The following is a 16,309-nucleotide window of genomic DNA, read 5'->3' as shown; positions in this document are numbered from 1 at the left end:
TGCGTGGCGCGGGCGTCTCAGGCCATCGCGGTAGCGCTGGGCCATTCCTGGTTGCAGGCTTCGGTCCCCAGAAAGGCGAGTACGTTGCGCTGCGAGTGGTGCCAGGCCGCCTTGCTTTCCAGGTCCAGAAAGTGCCCGGTGTCGGGAACTATGTTGAACGTGCTCTTGGGGATGTAGTGGGCAAACGAACGCGCATCTTCCACGGTGGTGTATTCATCTTTTTCACCGTTGACGAACAACACCGGGATCTTGATCGACGAAAAACGCTCGACGTAGTTACTGGCGCTTAGTTGTCGAATCTGGCTGATGTGAAAGTCGATCTGGCCGTATTCATGTTCGGCAAGACTGATCAGGTGCTTGTAGTTGTAAAGTTTGAACAAGCGCGGCAAGTACTTGCCGACGGTGTCGTTGAGCAGCGAGCCGATTTTGCGTTTTTCGCGCGCAGCCAGGTAGACCTGAGCCTTGTCGATGTAGTCGAGCATCGGTTCGTTGAGCACGGGCGAAAACGAGCTGATGATCGCCTTTTCGACCGATGCAGGGCAGTGCGAAAGTGCCAGCAGTGCCGAAACGCCGCCCCAGGATACGGACAGCAGGTAGTTCACCTGGAACAGATCGATCAGTTCCAGCAGGATGCCGACTTCGTCTTCCTTGGTCACGATCATATCGTCGGCGTTGTGCGCCCGGGACTGGCCGGAAAACGGAAGGTCAAACAAGACGATGTTGTAGTGCGGTTGAAGATACTTGACGGTTTGCCCGAAAGAGCCCGTGGTCGACAGCGCGCCGTTGACCAGCAAGATGGTCTTTACATGACTGCCTTTCCAATAAGTCTCGGTGTAAACCTTGTAGTCGCCGACGTTTAGAATCTTTGATTGTGCGCCCATAACAGCCTCCCAGCCGGTGTCATTCCAGTGAAATTAGTGCAGCGTTCTCTGCTCCGGCAGCCATGCCAAAGCCTCGCCCGGTTTATGGCGAAATCCGTTGAGTTCTTGTTTTAGGGTGCATCAGGAGTATCAATCCGTGCGGCTATAGATAACGCAGTGCCAGCAGACCGACAAGTCACTGACGTCATAAAAATGCCGAACGGGTCACGATTTGATCGTTTGCGCGCTGCGTCCGGCTTGACAAGGAAGGGCGCTAGTTCGGTGAAAAGTGCCTGATCGGGTCGTAATTGCGGAACTAACGGAGGGAACTTGTGAGCGCTGAAACGGTCAAGCTCAGCGCTTTCTTGTAACATCTAGTTACAAATTAGTACTTGAGCTGTCGCGCCAGATTAATATCGAAAGCTATGAAAGCCTCGATCTAGAGGCGTTAAGCTCGTCAAAAAGCAGGCACGGAGGGTGAAAAGGATTCAGGCCAGCGGACGGACGGTGCGGCACTCCAGCACCAGACTGGCTCCGCCATATTGGCTCGTCCCGATCTGCAGCGTAAAGCCATGCAGATTGACGATCGCGGCGACTACGGACAGGCCCAGACCAAACCCGCTCTGCTGATTTCCGGTCTCGCTGCGATAGAAACGCTGGAACACAGCCGCGCGTTCCGTGACTGGAATGCCCGGACCTGAGTCCTGAACCTCGATGCAGGGGCTGTTGCCTTCCTTGCAGGGGTAGGCACTGACGGCCACGATGCCGCCAGCCGGGGTGAACTTGATAGCGTTGCTCAGCAGGTTGGTCAGCGCCTCGAACAACAAGGCCCTGTCGCCGACCATCGTGGGCAGTGGCGCTTCCAGATTCAGCAGCAGGGTGATCTGATCTTCCTCGGCCAGCGGCAGGTAGAAGTCGTACAGCTCTTGCAGCAAGGGCTGCAGTTCCAGTTCCACGAACGCCGAGCGCCTCTGGCGGTCCTCCAGTTCGGAGATGCGCAGTAGGCCCCTGAACCGGGCCATCAGGGTATCGGCTTCGCTGATCACCTGTGCCATTTGCTGGGCGCCGGGCGAGTCGTGTGCCGATTGCTGCTGAATGCGATAAAGCTGTGCGCGTAACCGGGTCAATGGCGTGCGCAGGTCGTGGGCGATGTTGTCGCAGACGCCCTTGACCTCGTTCATGAGTTTTTCGATCCGGTCGAGCATGGCATTGACGATGACCGCCAGCATGTCCAGTTCGTCGCGCCGGTTGGAGACCGGCAGGCGTCCCGCCATGTCACCGGCAATGATCGACTCGGCACTGGCCTGAATCGCCCCGATGCGGCGCAACGGTCGGCGGCGCAGCAGGTGCCAGCCGGCTACACCCGGAATGATCGTCAGTGAGATTCCCCAGAGCAAGGCGTGCAGAATCAGGTTGCTGACGGCGAACAGCGAACCATTCTCGCGCACCAGTACCAGCCAGCGTCCATCGGCGGTGCGCGTGACCACGGCATCGCAACTGGCCTGTGGAAGGCCGGGATCGTCCGAGTCGATACAGTCGCTCAGCTCGTGAATCTGGCCGTCGACCGGCAGCACGCTGGGAATGCTGTTGATGGGGCCGGCCAGCGGCCGAAAATTCTCGTCGAACAGACCGTAGGCGTCCACTGCACGCATGTCGAAACTCATGCTGGTGGCGAGCGCGTCGTCCAGAGCCTGGCCCTGGAACCGGGAGAAGAGTTGCTGGCGCTGGGTCAGCGAATGACGCGCCAGGTTATCCAGATAGGCCGTGACTTCCCAGTACAAAACGCCCAGCAGAATGGCGCTCCAGGCCACGAACAGTGAGCTGTAGAGCGCCAGCAAGCGGCTGGTGGAAGATCGCCAGCCGTTAGACGGGTTCGGCAATAACATAACCGGAACCTCGCACTGTCTGGATCAGCGCTGCGGTGCCGGGTTGATCGATCTTCTTGCGCAGGCGGCCGATATGAACATCGATCAGGTTGGTCCCGGGATCGAAGTGATAGCCCCAGACTTCCTGAAAAATCATCATGCGCGTAATGATCTGGCCGCTGTTGCGCATCAGGAATTCGAGCAGCTTGAACTCAGTAGGCAGTAGCGTCAGTGGCTGGCCGCCACGGCACGCCTCGCGGGTCATCAGGTTCAGTTCCAGATCGGCGACCTGCAGCACCGTCTTCGCCGCGCTGACCGGATTGCTGCGACGCAGCAGGACTTCGACGCGCGCCGCCATTTCATCCGAGGCGAACGGCTTGGGCAGGTAATCGTCGCCCCCGGCGCGCAAGCCACGTACGCGCTCATCCACGTCCGAAAGTGCGCTGATCATCAGGATCGGCGTGGAGATGCCTTGAGCGCGCAGGTGAGTGACGATGGTCAGGCCATCCATCTCGGGCAGCATGCGGTCCAGGGTGATCAGGTCGTAGTCGCCACTCACTGCACGCGCCAGCCCGTCACGGCCATTGTCCACCCAGTCCACTTCCAGCCCGTGGCTGCTGAGCTCCGCGACGATTTCCTTTGCGGTGATGGCATCGTCTTCGATTGCCAGAATTCGGGTCATGTTCCCTGCCTGAATAGGTGCGTTCAAAGTGCTAGTTTGCCCCTAAATCGCCACGAAGTTCCTGAAAGAAAGTTTAATGACGGGGATCATATGCCTTTCTTCAGTACTGAATCCGCGTCCTTGAGCTTCTGTTTGTCGCGCAGGCGTCTTTCCTCTGCGCGCCGCTTTTTTTCCCGTTCGATCTTCGCACTGGTGTCTTTCTCGCTGCGGATCTGCGCGTGGCTGATCAAGGCAAATATGAAGCTGCCACCAATGATGTTGCCAGCAAGCGTCGGCCCCGCGAAGGTGAACCAGAAGTCCGTCCAGCCCAACTCGCCTGCGAACACCAGATAAGACACTTCCGCCGAGCCGACCACGATGTGGGTGAAGTCACCGAGCGCCATCAGATACGTGATCATGATGATGATCGCGATCTTGGCATTTTCCATCGACGCAATCATCCAGACCATGGTCGCAATCATCCAGCCGGACACGATGCCTTTGGAGAACATTTGGCCGACATCGTTTTCCATGACTTTGCGACCGATTTCCAGAAAGGCGTGATCGGTCTTGGTGTCGAAAATCGGCAGGTGGAGCATGACGTACGCCACCAGCAAGGTGCCTACCAGGTTGCCGCCAAGCACCACGGTCCAGAGCCGCAGCAGACGTCCGATATTGGCCAGGTTGAGTTTGCTCATCACGGGCAGCACGGCGGTGATGGTGTTTTCGGTGAACAACTGCTGACGCGCCAGGATGACTGCGAGAAAGCCTGCAGAGTAACCAAGACTGGCAATCACGTGGCTGCCAGGGATGCCTTCAAGGCGTGACATGAACAACCCCATCGCCATCAGCGACAGGCCCATGGTCAACCCTGCAGCCAGCGCCGACCACCATAGCGCTGCAACGCTGCGCTCCAGTTCATGGTCGCCCTGCATGCGGATGGTTTCGTGCAAGACTGCAGCACGGGGCGGTTGATTCTCATCGATCTCGCGCTCTTCTTCGGCTGACAGGCCGGGGGTCTTGCCGTCTACTTCTTCGTCCATACCGTTTCCTGATGCAATGCTGATGCGCTAGTGATGAGGATCCGGTCTGCGCCGGTCCGATGCTTCAGACAGGCAACGCAGACGGTCGTTCGCTGTCTGCACGCAGGCCTGTGCATATCTCTTTGGTAATTTGTATCAACTGCTAATAAGAATCTGTACTATTCGCGAAAAAATCCTGCCGGATCCCGGTCGTTCCGGTTTTACTGCCAAAGGCTGCACACCGATGCGTCGTACCTTCCTATCCCTTTGCGTCATTCAAGCGATCTCCCAGTCTGCCTGGGCTGATCAGGTCACTGCCCCTAATTCCTCTATCGAACTGCAGAACATCGATATCCAGAGTGCTACGGATATCGAAACCGCTCAGGGCCCTGTTCAGGGCTATCGGGCGACGCGTTCTGCCAGTGCGACACGTACCGACACGTCGCTGCATGAAACGCCGCAGTCGATCAGCGTGGTGACCCGCGAAGCGGTCGAGGACATAGGTGCCACACGTTTGCAGGATGCACTGGATTACGCAGGCGGCGTCGGGCGTGCCAACAACTTCGGCGGGCAGGGGCTGACGACGTTTACCGTGCGCGGTTTCACCACGGGTGAGTTCTACCGCAACGGCTTCCCGATTAACCGCGGTTACCCGAACATGCCGGACGCCAGCACCATCGAGCGTCTGGAAGTGCTGCGCGGCCCTGCCACCACGCTATATGGCCGAGGCGATCCGGGCGGCACCTTCAATGTGGTTTCCAAGCAGCCGCTGGCCGAGCGCTCGGTCACGTTAGGCAGTCAGCTCAATGATCAGGGTATGAAGCGCGGCACACTGGATGCCTCTGGCCCGCTGGATGAAGAGGGGCGTTTTGCGTATCGCCTGAATGTGGTGGGTGAGGGCGGCGATACCTTTCGTGATCACGTCGAGACCGAGCGCTATGGCGTGACGCCCGTCTTGAGCTGGCAGGTCGACGATGCCACGCGCATCACCTTTGAAGGCGATTTCATGCGCAACAACGCGCCGCTGGACCGTGGCCTGACACGTTACCCGAACCAGGCCGGCACCGCTTCCCGGGACACGTTCTTCGGTGAGAAAAACGTGGGCAAGCTGCACAACGACAACAACATGGCGCAGATTCGCTTCGATCACGACCTGAACGCCGACTGGAAGCTGGGCGGCGGCATCCAGATACTCGACGGCTCGCTGAAAGGTGACGCCATCGAGGCCAACGGCCTGGCGGCGGACGGGCGCACGCAGGGGCGCAATTTCAACTACCGCAAGCTGGAATGGACCGATCGCGACGTGCAACTGAACGTCACCGGACATTTCGCCACCGGCGCGTTCGACCACACGCTGCTGGCCGGCGTCGAGTATGAAGATTACGACTACAAGTCGATCATTCAGCGTTCCAGCGGTGCAGTGAATGCCTACACCATCGACATCTTCGACCCAGTGTATGGCACGGCGCGACCGGCGCTCACCCGCACCACCACCCACGACAAGGAAAATCTCAAGACCTACGCCGCGTTCGTGCAGGATCAGGTGGCCCTGACCGAGCGCATGAAGCTGCTGGCGGGCGTTCGTTTCGAACGTTTCGAGCATGACTACGACACCTTTGGGGTCGGTGTGCCGTTCACCAACAGCGATAACGCCGTGACGCCGCGCCTCGGCCTGACCTACGACCTGACCGACACCGTCGCGGTTTACGCCAACACGGCGCGCTCGTTCAAGCCCAACACCGGCGCGAGCCGTCTGGGTGGCGGGTTCAAGTCGGAGGAGGGCAAGTCTTACGAAGTGGGCGTCAAATGGGAGGCGCTGGACCGCCAGTTGAGCGTCGATGCGGCGTTGTATCAGATCGAGAAGCAGAACGTGCTGACTACCGACCCGGTCGATTCCACTTTCAGCGTGGCCGCAGGCGAAGTGCGCAGTCGGGGTCTGGACCTGAATGTGGTCGGCAACCTGACACCCGAGTGGCGCGTGATGGGCAGCTATGCATACGTCGATGCCGAAGTGACCAAGGACAACACGTTGCGCACAGGCACCCGCCTGTTGAACATTCCGCAGCAGACCTTCAGCCTGTTGAACGTGTACGAGTTCCAGGACGGTGCTCTGCGTGGGCTGGGCCTGGGTGCTGGCGGCCGCTACGTCGATCAGCGCGCCGGTCAAACCGCCAACACTGCATTTTCCATGGACAGCTACACGGTGTTCGATCTGCTGGCCTTTTATAAGGTCAACGAGCACATCAAGCTCAACCTCGACCTGAAGAACGTCTTCAACACCGAGTACGAGGAGGGCGCCTTCGGCAACGTGTATGCCTACCCTGGCGCCCCGCGCACGGTGCAGGTTGGGATCGCCTACACCCTGTAAGGGTCAGCCGGTTGCGATCAGGCAAATACCCTGATCGGCGACCCCGCCTGCCAGGCCTGGATGTTCTCGATCATCCGGCTGTAAAAAGTCTGGTAGTTGTTTTCGGTGACATAGCCGACATGCGGGGTCGCCAGCACGTTGTCCAGCGTGCGGAAGGGGTGATCTTCGGGCAATGGCTCGGTATCGAATACGTCCAGCGCGGCACCGGCAATGCGCCGTTGCTGCAAGGTCTCGATCAGCGCCGCTTCGTCGATGATCGGCCCACGGGATGTATTGACGATGAACGCGCCGGGCTTCATCCAGCCGAGCGCTTCAGCGTCCACCAGCCCTCGACTGCGGTCGCTGAGCACCATATGCACCGACAGCACGTCGGACTGCTCGAACAGCGCCTGTTTGCTGACATAGGTCACGCCGGACTCGGCTGCCGCCTCGGGTGTCAGGTTCTGGCTCCAGGCGATCACCTTCATGCCAAACGCCTGTCCGTAGCGAGCAATCCACTTGCCGATACTACCCAAGCCTAGAATGCCCAGCGTCTTGCCATGCAGATCACTGCCCAGTCCCACCTGCCAATGACCGGCGCGTAACGAATTGGCCTCTGTTACCAGGTTGCGGGTGATGCCCATGATCAATGCCCAGGTGAGCTCAGGCGCTGCGTGTTTGTAGCTTTCGGTCCCGCATACGGTAATGTTCAGGCGTTTGGCCGCCGCGACGTCGATGGCAGCGTTGCGCATGCCGCCAGTGGTGAGCAGCTTCAAGCGTGGCAACTGGCTGAGCAGGGCCTCATCGAACGGCGTTCGCTCGCGCATCACGCAGATCACATCGAAGTGCTGCAGGCGCTCGACCATGGTTGCCGTATCGGCAGGGAAGTCATGCAGAAAACTGATGTCGCCGATCGTGTCGAGCACCGACCAGTCCACAACGTGTTTGGCAACGTTTTGCCAGTCATCAAGCACCGCAATGGTCAATCGAGTCATGAATAAACGCCTTTTTGGCCTGTGTCCGAAGAGGATTGTCTAGTTGAAGAGGCTGGCCGCGATGTTGATCGAAAACCCCAGAATAGCGGTGTTGAACACAAAGCAGAGCAGTGACTGGGCCAGCACGATCTTGCGCATCTGACGGGTAGCGACACCGACATCCGAGGTCTGCACGGCAACGCTCAGGGTGAATGAGAAATACAGAAAATCCCAGTAGTCCGGGTTTCGTTCACCGTCATTGAAGGACAGCGCCGGCGCCTTGCCGTCCCAGGTGTAGAACAGCCGCGCGTAGTGCAGGCTGAAAATGACCCCGATCATCAGCCACGATCCGACGATGGTCAGGCCGGTGAACGCGTGATGCAGCAATTGGGCATGGGGGGAGAGTCCTTTGCTGCCAGCGATCTCGACAATGATGGCCGCAAGGCTTGCCAGTGCTGCGATAGAGACGGTGATCAGGATGGTGCCGGCGTTCTCGTCTTCCATCACCGCAATGCGCCGAACGTCGCCGGCGTCGCTGCGCAGAGTGAGCATGAACATCAGGATCAGATAAAGCCAGACGCCGGAGTCCCAGCCGATGAGCAGGCTCTGGATCAGGGTCGCGTAGGGAAACAGCCAGGCCGATGCAATGCCGCTTGTCAGGCCTGCGAGGGCTGCGAGGGTCAGGCGAGGGTGGGTTCGAGCGATATGGCGCATGCTGGGTAGTCGTTACTGATTGTTGCAAGACAGTATCACGCGGCTGATCAAACCAAGAAAAAACGGCGCGCAAGGGGGTTGCGCGCCGTGTGCCCACGATGTGGCGAGTGATTCAGGGTCAGGCGAAAGCGGCTCAACGCACCAGGCAAGGCTGCTTGTTGTTGAACGTCCAGTCTGGAATCAGGAACTGCATCGCCACGGCGTCGTTGCGCGCGCCCAGGCCCATGCCTTTGTACAGTTCGTGCGCCTTGGCCAGCTGATCCATATCCAGTTCGACGCCCAGGCCCGGTTTTTTCGGAACCTCAACCTTGCCGCCGATGATCTGCAACGGGGCCTTGGTCAGGCGCTGGCCGTCCTGCCAGATCCAGTGCGTATCGATGGCAGTGATGTTGCCTGGCGCAGCGGCTGCCACATGGGTGAACATCGCCAGTGAAATGTCGAAGTGGTTGTTGGAGTGCGAGCCCCAGGTCAGGCCCCATTCGTTGCACATCTGTGCGACGCGCACCGAGCCTTGCATGGTCCAGAAGTGCGGGTCGGCCAGCGGGATGTCCACCGATTGCAACTGAATGGCGTGGCCCATCTCGCGCCAGTCGGTGGCGATCATGTTGGTGGCGGTCTTCAAGCCTGTGGCGCGGCGGAATTCGGCCATCACTTCGCGACCGGAGAAACCGTTTTCCGCGCCGCACGGGTCTTCGGCGTAAGCCAGCACAGCGTGCTGATCACGGCACAGACGGATGGCTTCCTTGAGTGACCAGGCGCCGTTGGGATCCAGGGTGATGCGTGCGTCGGGGAAGCGTTCGGCCAGCGCCGTCACGGCTTCGATTTCTTCGTCGCCGCGCAGCACGCCGCCCTTGAGTTTGAAATCCTGAAAGCCATAGCGCTGATGCGCCGCTTCAGCCAGACGCACCACGGCTTCAGGCGTCAGCGCGACTTCGTGGCGCAGGCGGAACCAGTCGTTGTCGGCGTCCGGTTCGCTGCGATAGGCAAGGTCAGTCTTGCGCTGGTCGCCCACATAGAACAGATAGCCCAGCATCTCGACCTGATCACGCTGCTGACCTTCACCCAACAGCGCCGCGACCGGCACATCAAGGTGCTGACCGAGCAGGTCGAGCAGGGCGGCTTCCAGTGCAGTGACCGCGTGAATGGTAATGCGCAGATCGAAGGTCTGCTGGCCACGGCCGCCCGAGTCCCGCTCGGCAAAGGCCTTGCGTACATCGTTGAGAATCTTCTGATACGTGCCGATGCTGCTGCCGACCACCAGCGAGCGTGCGTCTTCCAGCGTCTGGCGAATCAGGTCACCGCCGGGTACTTCACCAACCCCGGTATGGCCCGCGTTGTCCTTCAGGATCACGATGTTGCGGGTGAAGTAAGGGCCGTGTGCGCCGCTGAGGTTGAGCAGCATGTCGTCATGGCCCGCCACTGGCACAACCTGCATCTGGGTGATGACAGGGGCCTTGGCAGTGATGCTGGTGTGCTGAGCGTTCATGGTGAAATCCTTGCGAAATTGTTGTTGAAATGAGCGTCAGTGAGTCGCCGGCGTCTGGATGGCGGCAACGGGTGTCGCGCCAGGCTTTGGCTTGTTGCGGGCGGCGAAGACAATGACCGCCGCAATCAGCGACGTTGCGGTCAGGCCGTAGAGCCCGCCTTGAATCGAGCCGGTGTGCTCTTCCAGCAGGCCGAAGGTGGTCGGGGCCACGAAGCCGCCCAGGTTGCCCACCGAGTTGATCAGCGCGATCACCGCCGCTGCGATTCGTGCGTCGAGATAGGCCTGAGGAATCGGCCAGAACAGTGACGACGCCGATTTGAAGCCCAGTGCGGCAAAGCAGATGGCGACGAAGGCGAAGATCGGGCTGCCGGTGGTGGACATGAACATACCGGCGGCGGCGATCAGCAGCGCTGCAGCGACCCAGGCCTGCTGGCGTTTCCATTTGGCCGACAGCGTGGCGAAGGCGTACATGCCGACGATCGACAAGAGCCAGGGGATGGAGTTGAACATGCCGACTTCAAAATCAGTCAGGCTGCCCATTTTCCGAATGATGCTCGGCAGCCAGAAGGTCGCGGCGTAGATGGTTAACTGAATGAAGAAGTAGATCAGGCAGAACAGAATGATCTGGCTGTCTTTCAGCAACTTGCCGATGGACGCCTTGACGGGCGTAGCGGCCTCGCGGGCGGCCTGCTCGGCGTCGATGGCATTGACCAGCGCGTCCTGCTCCTCGCGGCTCAGCCACTTGGCATCGTGGGGCTTGGAGTCCAGCCAGAACCAGACGAAGAAGCACAGACCCACCGAGAACATGCCCTCGATGAAGTACATCCACTGCCAGCCTTTCAGGCCGAAACCGGTGATCTGCAGCAGCAGACCGGACAGCGGACCGGATATCAGCGAAGCAATGGCCGAGCCGCTGAGGAAGATGGCAATCGCCTTGCCGCGTTCAACGCCTGGCAGCCAGCGGGTGAAGTAATAGATAACGCCCGGAAAGAAACCGGCTTCGGCTACCCCCAGCAGAAAGCGCAGGATATAGAAGTGGGTTTCGTTCTGGATGAAGGCCATGCAGGAGGCGACCAGGCCCCAGGTCAGCATGATGCGCGTCAGCCAGATACGGGCGCCGACTTTCTGCAGCAGGATGTTTGAGGGGACTTCGAACAACGCATAACCGATGAAGAACAGCCCGGCACCCAGCCCATAGGCCGCAGCACCGATGCCCAGGTCGTGCTCCATGTGCGAGCGCACGAAGCCGATGTTCACTCGGTCGATGTAGTTGACGATAAACATGATGACGAAAAGCGGCAGGACATGGCGTTTGACTTTCGAGACGGCCGAACTCAGGACCGAATCTGCACCGTTGGCCATCCCGGAATTGGATGTGCTCACAATTGAATCTCCCACTCGTTGTTTTTATGCGGGTCTGTGCGAGGTGTGTTCCTTGCATTGTCTGTCATCATACAAGTTAGTCGCGCTTGCGCAAGCCCCTCGCCGATCGGACAGCGATAAATTTCTACGCCTGACGGTGAGGAGGGCAGCGTTCATCCCTGCGCGATATTCATTTCAAGTAGTCAACTGTCAACGTTTATTGGGGTTTTATGCCTTTGATGATTGCGGTGTCGGCTTATAAACGATTCCTTTCCTCGTCGGATCGTTAAAGAAAAACAGGACGGAAGGAGAAGTAGAGCTTTGACAGGTGTGTTTAACTTGTAATACAAGTCAGACAAGTACCGGGGTTCCCGAAACGCAATCCCCGCGGCTCTCCAGCAACCGCGCCGCTGGTTTCGGGTTCTTTCAATGGCCTACGGTCAGACAAGCGCCAGACAACTTCAGGACAACCCTTCATGCAAGAACCCGTCAGCACCGCGCCCAAACGCCGCCAGCACAGTCTGGCCACCGATCTGGTCACTGAATTGAGTCAGCGCATCTTGCTGGGCAAAATCGCGCCGGGCGAAAAGCTGCCGTCCGAGAACCAGATCGTTCGCGAACACGGGGTCAGCCGCACCGTGGTACGCGAGGCGATTTCCAAGCTTCAGGCATCAGGTCTGGTGGTGACCCACCACGGCATCGGCACTTTTGTGCTGGAGCGCGGCGATCAGACCGGGCTGCGCTTGAAAGTCGAAACCGTGTCGCGCGTGCGCGACATCATCGAGCTACGCATCGGTCTGGAAACCCAGGCCGTGGCGCTGGCGGCGCTGCGGCGCACCGACGAGCAACTGGCCGCCATGCGCCAGGCGCTGGACGACTATCAGGATTTGCTGGCCAATGACGACAGTTGCGTCGAGGCGGACAAGCGTTTTCACATGCTGATCGCCGAGGCGACCGGCAATCCGTACTTCATGGAAATCATGCAGCATCTGGGCAGCGCGATCATTCCGCGCAGCCGCATTGCCTCAAGTGAACGTGCCGGGAACAACCTGGCTCATCAGGGTTATCTGGCGAATCTGGAGCACGAAGCGCTGCTCAGCGCCATCCGGCGCAAGGACCCGGACGCGGCGCGAGCGGCGATGTGGACGCACCTGAGCAACAGTCGTGAGCGCCTGGTGCCGCTGGAGTGAACTGCCGGAGCTATTGACCGCTCTTGAGCACGCCCAGCATCTGTTGCGTCTGCCACTCGAAATACGGGTTATAGGTGGTTCGCGAATGGATCTTGCCGGGTTCCCGATAGCCCCAGTCCGAATACCACACCGGCTCGCCAGCCATGCATTTCGCCGTGTCCTCGTCCGTCTGGCCGTTCCAGCAGATTCGCTGCTTAGCATTGACGCCATACAGCGGGTTGTCGGGGGAGAACAGCAGGCCCATGTGCGAGAAGCGGCTGATGCGGTAATCGGGCAGGTAATCGGTACGCACTTCGACGCGTGAGGTGCGCGCAGCCTTGGCCGGCAGATCGCCGTACCAGACCAGCCGGCTGTCGGGGTGGCTGAACCGTTCGTTGAAGGTGTCCAGTACGTAAGCGGTGTCCAGCACCGAGTCGTGCTGGGCGATAGCGATGAATACCGGCTTGTCGTAACGGTGCTGACGCAAACGATCCTGAGCCAGTGCGCTGCTGCGATAAAACTGGGCAAACCCGTTGGTGGGCACATTCATGTAACGCAATGGTGTCTGCATCGGGCGCAGGCCTTCCTTGGGCGCTGCGAGCAACCAGGGTCTGGCCCAGCCGATCCACGGTGTCAGCCAGGCATAAGCGCTGTCGGAGCGGAAGGCGGGGGAGAACAGCAGCAGTCCGGCAATCTCGTCATGGTCGTAGGCGTAGTCCAGCACCAGATTGGCCCCGGTTGAAAACCCGCCGAGGTAAACCTTGGGCGCATCCTTGCCGAGCAGTTTCGCCTGTTCGCGAACCACCTGTTGCCATTGTTCCAGGGTCACGTCGAGCATGTCTTCAGGCTTGGTGCCGTGGCCTGGCAACAGCACGCTGCGCACCAGAAACCCCTGATCAGCCAGCCGTTGACCCACATCATGAAACGACCACGGCGAATCGCCCAGCCCGTGAACCAGCAACACGCCGCCTTTGACGGTGCCGGTCGGCGTCCACTGCTGCGGTGCATTCCACTCAAGCTCCGCCTCATGATCCGACGTTTGAAATGTGCGTTGCGACCGCATCAGCGCGATTGACTGCTGGCGATAATCCTCAAATCGGCGTGTGGGGTCTTCACTCTCGGCCATTGAGGAGCAGGCCGACAGTGTGAGCAGGGACAGCAGGCTGGCGAGTCGGAATCTGATCAAGTTTGACGGGCCTTCGATGGGGCGTGACAGGTTCGGTTGTGTACAGTGTGTTCAAGGGTACAACGACAACCACGGCGCAGGCACTATGCAATGCACGTCGCGCTCGCTACGCGTTTCAGGCACACTCGCAGCCTCTAATAACTTCAACAAAATGTATCCGCATGCCTACTCAATCCAAACACTCAGCGGCAGCGTGCGGTCTTCATGTTCGCGCTTGATCGGGACCTGGCACAGGACATCGTCGATCGCGCCATGGCGATTCTGCCCTACAACGTCAATGTCATGGACTACCTGGGTATCATCATCGGCAGCGGGGATCCCGAGCGTCTGTGTACTCGACACGAAGGCGCACAATTGGTGCTGGCCGACAGCCGGGTGGTGGAAATCGACTCTCAGGCCGCGCTTCATCTGGGCGGGGTGAAGCCTGGGGTCAATCTGCCCTTGATGCTCGACCACAAGCTGGTGGGTGTGCTGGGCATTACCGGCGAGCCGGACGAGGTCCGGGTCTATGGTGAGCTGGTCAAGATGACCGCCGAGATGCTCATGGAGCATCGCCGTCAGCAGGCCGATCGGCAGTGGCGTTTACAGCGCAGTGAGGACCTGCTGGCGCGGCTGTTACTGCCCGATTGCCCTGAAAGCCTGGTCGACGAAGCGCGGCAACTGGGGTTGCAGCCACAGTTACCGCGTCAGGCGGTGCTGATTCAGCTCGATGTACAAACCTCGGTCGTCAGTCAGATTGTCGCCTGGCTAGGCTCGCGCTACCCCGACAGCTGGTGCGTGATGCGCGAGCCCACCTTGCTCTGCTGGTGCCGTGCGGTCGGCAAGGACCGTGACGACGCCTTGCTGCTCAAGCAGTTTGAGGAGCACCACTGGCCGGTAGTGCGCATGGCCACCGCGCCGCTTTCGGCGGATCTGGGTGCGTTGCGCCATGCCTGCACAGCCTTGCGGGACCTTCTGGATTACGCGAGTCAGGCCCGCCCGCAACACAAGCTGCTGCGTCTGGATGCTTATCGCCTGCCCGTATTGTTCTGGCGCTACCGCCATGACTGGCTGGCCGCCGAAGTGGCCGAGCCCATTGGCCGTTTGCACAACCACGCGCAGCTGCTTGAAACGCTGCGCAGCTGGTTTGACTACAGTGGCGAAAGCCAGGCGTGCGCCGATGCACTGGGCATCCATCGCAACAGCCTGCGCTACCGGCTGGAGAAGATTGCCGAACTGACCGGCTGCGATCCGTACAAGACCGACGACCTGCTGCGCCTGTATCTGGGCGCGCAGATGAGTCCGCGTCAGGGTTGAACGCGATTTTGTTCAAATGCCCGATAAGGGCAGAGAATCATTGTGCGCAGGGCAGGCGGCAAAGCAGGGCCGGGATGAGAACATCCGGTAACGGATATGGAGAACAACAATGAAAATAGTCATCGCCCCCGACTCCTTCAAAGACAGCCTCAGCGCGCAGGCGGTTGCAGATGCCATTGCCAGCGGCCTCGCTGAAGTATGGCCCGACGCCGAGCTGATCAAATGCCCCATGGCCGATGGCGGTGAAGGCACCATCGAAGCCTTGCTGGATGCCTGTAACGGTCAGTGGATGAGTGCCCAGGTCAGTGGCCCGCTGGGCACTATGATCCAGGCCGGTTGGGGATGGCTGGCGCAGAGCCGCACCGCGATCATCGAAATGGCCATGGCCAGCGGGCTGCAACTGCTCACCCTCGCTCAACGTGATGCCTGTCTGACAAGTACCAAGGGCACCGGTCAGTTGATTTCGGCGGCGCTGGATGCTGGAGCGCAGCGCATTATCCTGGCCATCGGTGGCAGCGCGACCAATGACGGTGGCAGCGGCATGCTCTCGGCGTTGGGGGTGCGGTTTCTGGACCGTGACGACCAGCCGTTGCCGGGCGGCGGTCTCGCACTGTCCGGTCTGGCCCGTGTTGACCTGAGCGGTGTGGACCCGCGTCTGGCCGACGTGCGCGTCGAAATTGCAGCCGATGTCGATAACCCGCTTTGCGGTCCAAACGGGGCATCCCACATTTTCGGCCCACAGAAGGGCGCATCGCCCCAGCAGGTACTGGCGCTTGATGCTGCGCTGGCGAATTTCGCCGATCACTCGGCCCTTGCTTTGGGTCACGACCTGCGTGACAGCCCTGGCAGTGGCGCAGCGGGGGGCATGGGGTTCGCCGCCAAAGCGTACCTGAATGCCTCGTTTCGCGCAGGCGTCGAGGTCGTCGCTGACCTGACAGGTCTTGAGCAGGCACTGGTCGATGCCGATCTGGTGATCACCGGGGAAGGTCGTTTCGATGCCCAGACCCTGCGCGGCAAGACACCGCTGGGCGTGGCACGTGTTGCGCAGCGTCAGGGTGTGCCGGTCATCGTACTGGCCGGAACGCTGGGCGAGGGTTATGAACAACTCTATCGGCATGGCATCAGCGCCGCATTCGCCCTGACCAGCGGACCGATGAATCTCGAAGATGCCTGCCGCGAAGCGCCGCGCCTGTTGCACGACCGGGCGCGAGATGTGGCGCGTGTCTGGCAATTGGCGGCCTCGGGTTAAGGCTTCATCTGCAAGGCTCAAGCCGCAACCTTTGATGCCATTCGGCAATTGATTCCTCGGGGTAGTTTTCGAACGAGCGGTCGCCCGCGTGCGCATCGATTTCTACCCACGACGCCTT

The 16,309-nt window shown here is 60.0% G+C and carries 13 protein-coding genes; 4 read left to right on the top strand and 9 right to left on the bottom strand.

The window, feature by feature from the left end; genetic code table 11:
• Positions 1-17: 17 nt before the first annotated feature.
• The 4 genes from BUB69_RS05245 to BUB69_RS05230 all read right to left on the bottom strand — a co-directional run bounded on the left by BUB69_RS05245 (position 18) and on the right by BUB69_RS05230 (position 4,429).
• Positions 18-881, bottom strand: a complete 864-nt coding sequence (locus BUB69_RS05245) for an alpha/beta fold hydrolase (protein ID WP_073163068.1) — start codon at positions 879-881, stop codon at positions 18-20.
• Positions 882-1,348: 467 nt separating this feature from the next.
• Complete coding sequence (locus BUB69_RS05240; protein ID WP_073163067.1) at positions 1,349-2,746, bottom strand: sensor histidine kinase; 1,398 nt, start codon at positions 2,744-2,746, stop codon at positions 1,349-1,351.
• Positions 2,724-3,407 (bottom strand): response regulator transcription factor, encoded by a 684-nt coding sequence (locus tag BUB69_RS05235; protein WP_073163065.1) that lies wholly within the window; start codon positions 3,405-3,407, stop codon positions 2,724-2,726. The genes BUB69_RS05240 and BUB69_RS05235 overlap by 23 nt, the downstream gene beginning before the upstream one ends.
• A gap of 86 nt (positions 3,408-3,493) precedes the next feature.
• The gene (locus tag BUB69_RS05230) at positions 3,494-4,429 is read right to left on the bottom strand and encodes a formate/nitrite transporter family protein (RefSeq protein WP_073163064.1); all 936 of its coding nucleotides are present in this window, start codon (positions 4,427-4,429) and stop codon (positions 3,494-3,496) included.
• Between the two features lie 223 nt (positions 4,430-4,652).
• Here BUB69_RS05230 and BUB69_RS05225 point away from each other — a divergent pair, with 223 nt between their 5' ends.
• Positions 4,653-6,776: a TonB-dependent siderophore receptor gene (locus tag BUB69_RS05225; protein WP_073163062.1), complete on the top strand. Its 2,124-nt coding sequence runs from the start codon at positions 4,653-4,655 to the stop codon at positions 6,774-6,776.
• A 17-nt stretch (positions 6,777-6,793) separates the two neighbouring features.
• On the opposite strand, the gene BUB69_RS05220 is transcribed toward BUB69_RS05225, so the two are convergent.
• The 4 genes from BUB69_RS05220 to BUB69_RS05205 all read right to left on the bottom strand — a co-directional run bounded on the left by BUB69_RS05220 (position 6,794) and on the right by BUB69_RS05205 (position 11,291).
• Entirely contained in the window at positions 6,794-7,750 is a 957-nt protein-coding gene (locus tag BUB69_RS05220) for a D-2-hydroxyacid dehydrogenase family protein (protein ID WP_073163060.1), read from the bottom strand.
• 39 nt (positions 7,751-7,789) lie between these two features.
• Positions 7,790-8,443, bottom strand: a complete 654-nt coding sequence (locus BUB69_RS05215; RefSeq protein WP_073163058.1) for a DUF1345 domain-containing protein — start codon at positions 8,441-8,443, stop codon at positions 7,790-7,792.
• Positions 8,444-8,576: 133 nt separating this feature from the next.
• Positions 8,577-9,929, bottom strand: coding sequence for a glucarate dehydratase (gene gudD / locus BUB69_RS05210; protein WP_073163056.1), 1,353 nt, complete (start codon positions 9,927-9,929; stop codon positions 8,577-8,579).
• A 36-nt stretch (positions 9,930-9,965) separates the two neighbouring features.
• Positions 9,966-11,291 carry an MFS transporter gene (locus BUB69_RS05205; protein WP_073163054.1) on the bottom strand — a complete coding sequence of 442 codons (1,326 nt, stop codon included), beginning with the start codon at positions 11,289-11,291 and terminating at the stop codon, positions 9,966-9,968.
• A 476-nt stretch (positions 11,292-11,767) separates the two neighbouring features.
• On the opposite strand from BUB69_RS05205, the gene BUB69_RS05200 reads away from it, so the two are divergent.
• Positions 11,768-12,481, top strand: a complete 714-nt coding sequence (locus BUB69_RS05200; RefSeq protein WP_024688774.1) for a FadR/GntR family transcriptional regulator — start codon at positions 11,768-11,770, stop codon at positions 12,479-12,481.
• A 10-nt stretch (positions 12,482-12,491) separates the two neighbouring features.
• Here BUB69_RS05200 and BUB69_RS05195 read toward each other — a convergent pair whose 3' ends face one another.
• The gene (locus BUB69_RS05195; RefSeq protein WP_073163052.1) at positions 12,492-13,646 is read right to left on the bottom strand and encodes an alpha/beta hydrolase; all 1,155 of its coding nucleotides are present in this window, start codon (positions 13,644-13,646) and stop codon (positions 12,492-12,494) included.
• Between the two features lie 204 nt (positions 13,647-13,850).
• On the opposite strand from BUB69_RS05195, the gene BUB69_RS05190 reads away from it, so the two are divergent.
• A complete protein-coding gene (locus BUB69_RS05190; protein ID WP_024688776.1) occupies positions 13,851-14,942 on the top strand; it encodes a sugar diacid recognition domain-containing protein in 1,092 nt (363 codons plus the stop codon).
• Between the two features lie 109 nt (positions 14,943-15,051).
• A complete protein-coding gene (locus BUB69_RS05185; RefSeq protein WP_073163050.1) occupies positions 15,052-16,191 on the top strand; it encodes a glycerate kinase in 1,140 nt (379 codons plus the stop codon).
• The last annotated feature ends 118 nt before the right edge of the window (positions 16,192-16,309 follow it).

Origin of the sequence: Pseudomonas asturiensis, from assembly GCF_900143095.1 — a bacterium.
In the GTDB taxonomy this organism is placed as follows: Bacteria; Pseudomonadota; Gammaproteobacteria; order Pseudomonadales; family Pseudomonadaceae; genus Aquipseudomonas; species Aquipseudomonas asturiensis.
This window is presented reverse-complemented; position numbering and strand designations above follow the sequence as displayed.

Coding starts and splice junctions, on each gene's coding strand:
- BUB69_RS05245 (WP_073163068.1), bottom strand. CDS start 881: ATGGGCGCACAATCAAAGATTCTAAACGTCGGCGACTACAAGGTTTAC.
- BUB69_RS05240 (WP_073163067.1), bottom strand. CDS start 2,746: ATGTTATTGCCGAACCCGTCTAACGGCTGGCGATCTTCCACCAGCCGC.
- BUB69_RS05235 (WP_073163065.1), bottom strand. CDS start 3,407: ATGACCCGAATTCTGGCAATCGAAGACGATGCCATCACCGCAAAGGAA.
- BUB69_RS05230 (WP_073163064.1), bottom strand. CDS start 4,429: ATGGACGAAGAAGTAGACGGCAAGACCCCCGGCCTGTCAGCCGAAGAA.
- BUB69_RS05225 (WP_073163062.1), top strand. CDS start 4,653: ATGCGTCGTACCTTCCTATCCCTTTGCGTCATTCAAGCGATCTCCCAG.
- BUB69_RS05220 (WP_073163060.1), bottom strand. CDS start 7,750: ATGACTCGATTGACCATTGCGGTGCTTGATGACTGGCAAAACGTTGCC.
- BUB69_RS05215 (WP_073163058.1), bottom strand. CDS start 8,443: ATGCGCCATATCGCTCGAACCCACCCTCGCCTGACCCTCGCAGCCCTC.
- gudD (WP_073163056.1), bottom strand. CDS start 9,929: ATGAACGCTCAGCACACCAGCATCACTGCCAAGGCCCCTGTCATCACC.
- BUB69_RS05205 (WP_073163054.1), bottom strand. CDS start 11,291: ATGGCCAACGGTGCAGATTCGGTCCTGAGTTCGGCCGTCTCGAAAGTC.
- BUB69_RS05200 (WP_024688774.1), top strand. CDS start 11,768: ATGCAAGAACCCGTCAGCACCGCGCCCAAACGCCGCCAGCACAGTCTG.
- BUB69_RS05190 (WP_024688776.1), top strand. CDS start 13,851: ATGTTCGCGCTTGATCGGGACCTGGCACAGGACATCGTCGATCGCGCC.
- BUB69_RS05185 (WP_073163050.1), top strand. CDS start 15,052: ATGAAAATAGTCATCGCCCCCGACTCCTTCAAAGACAGCCTCAGCGCG.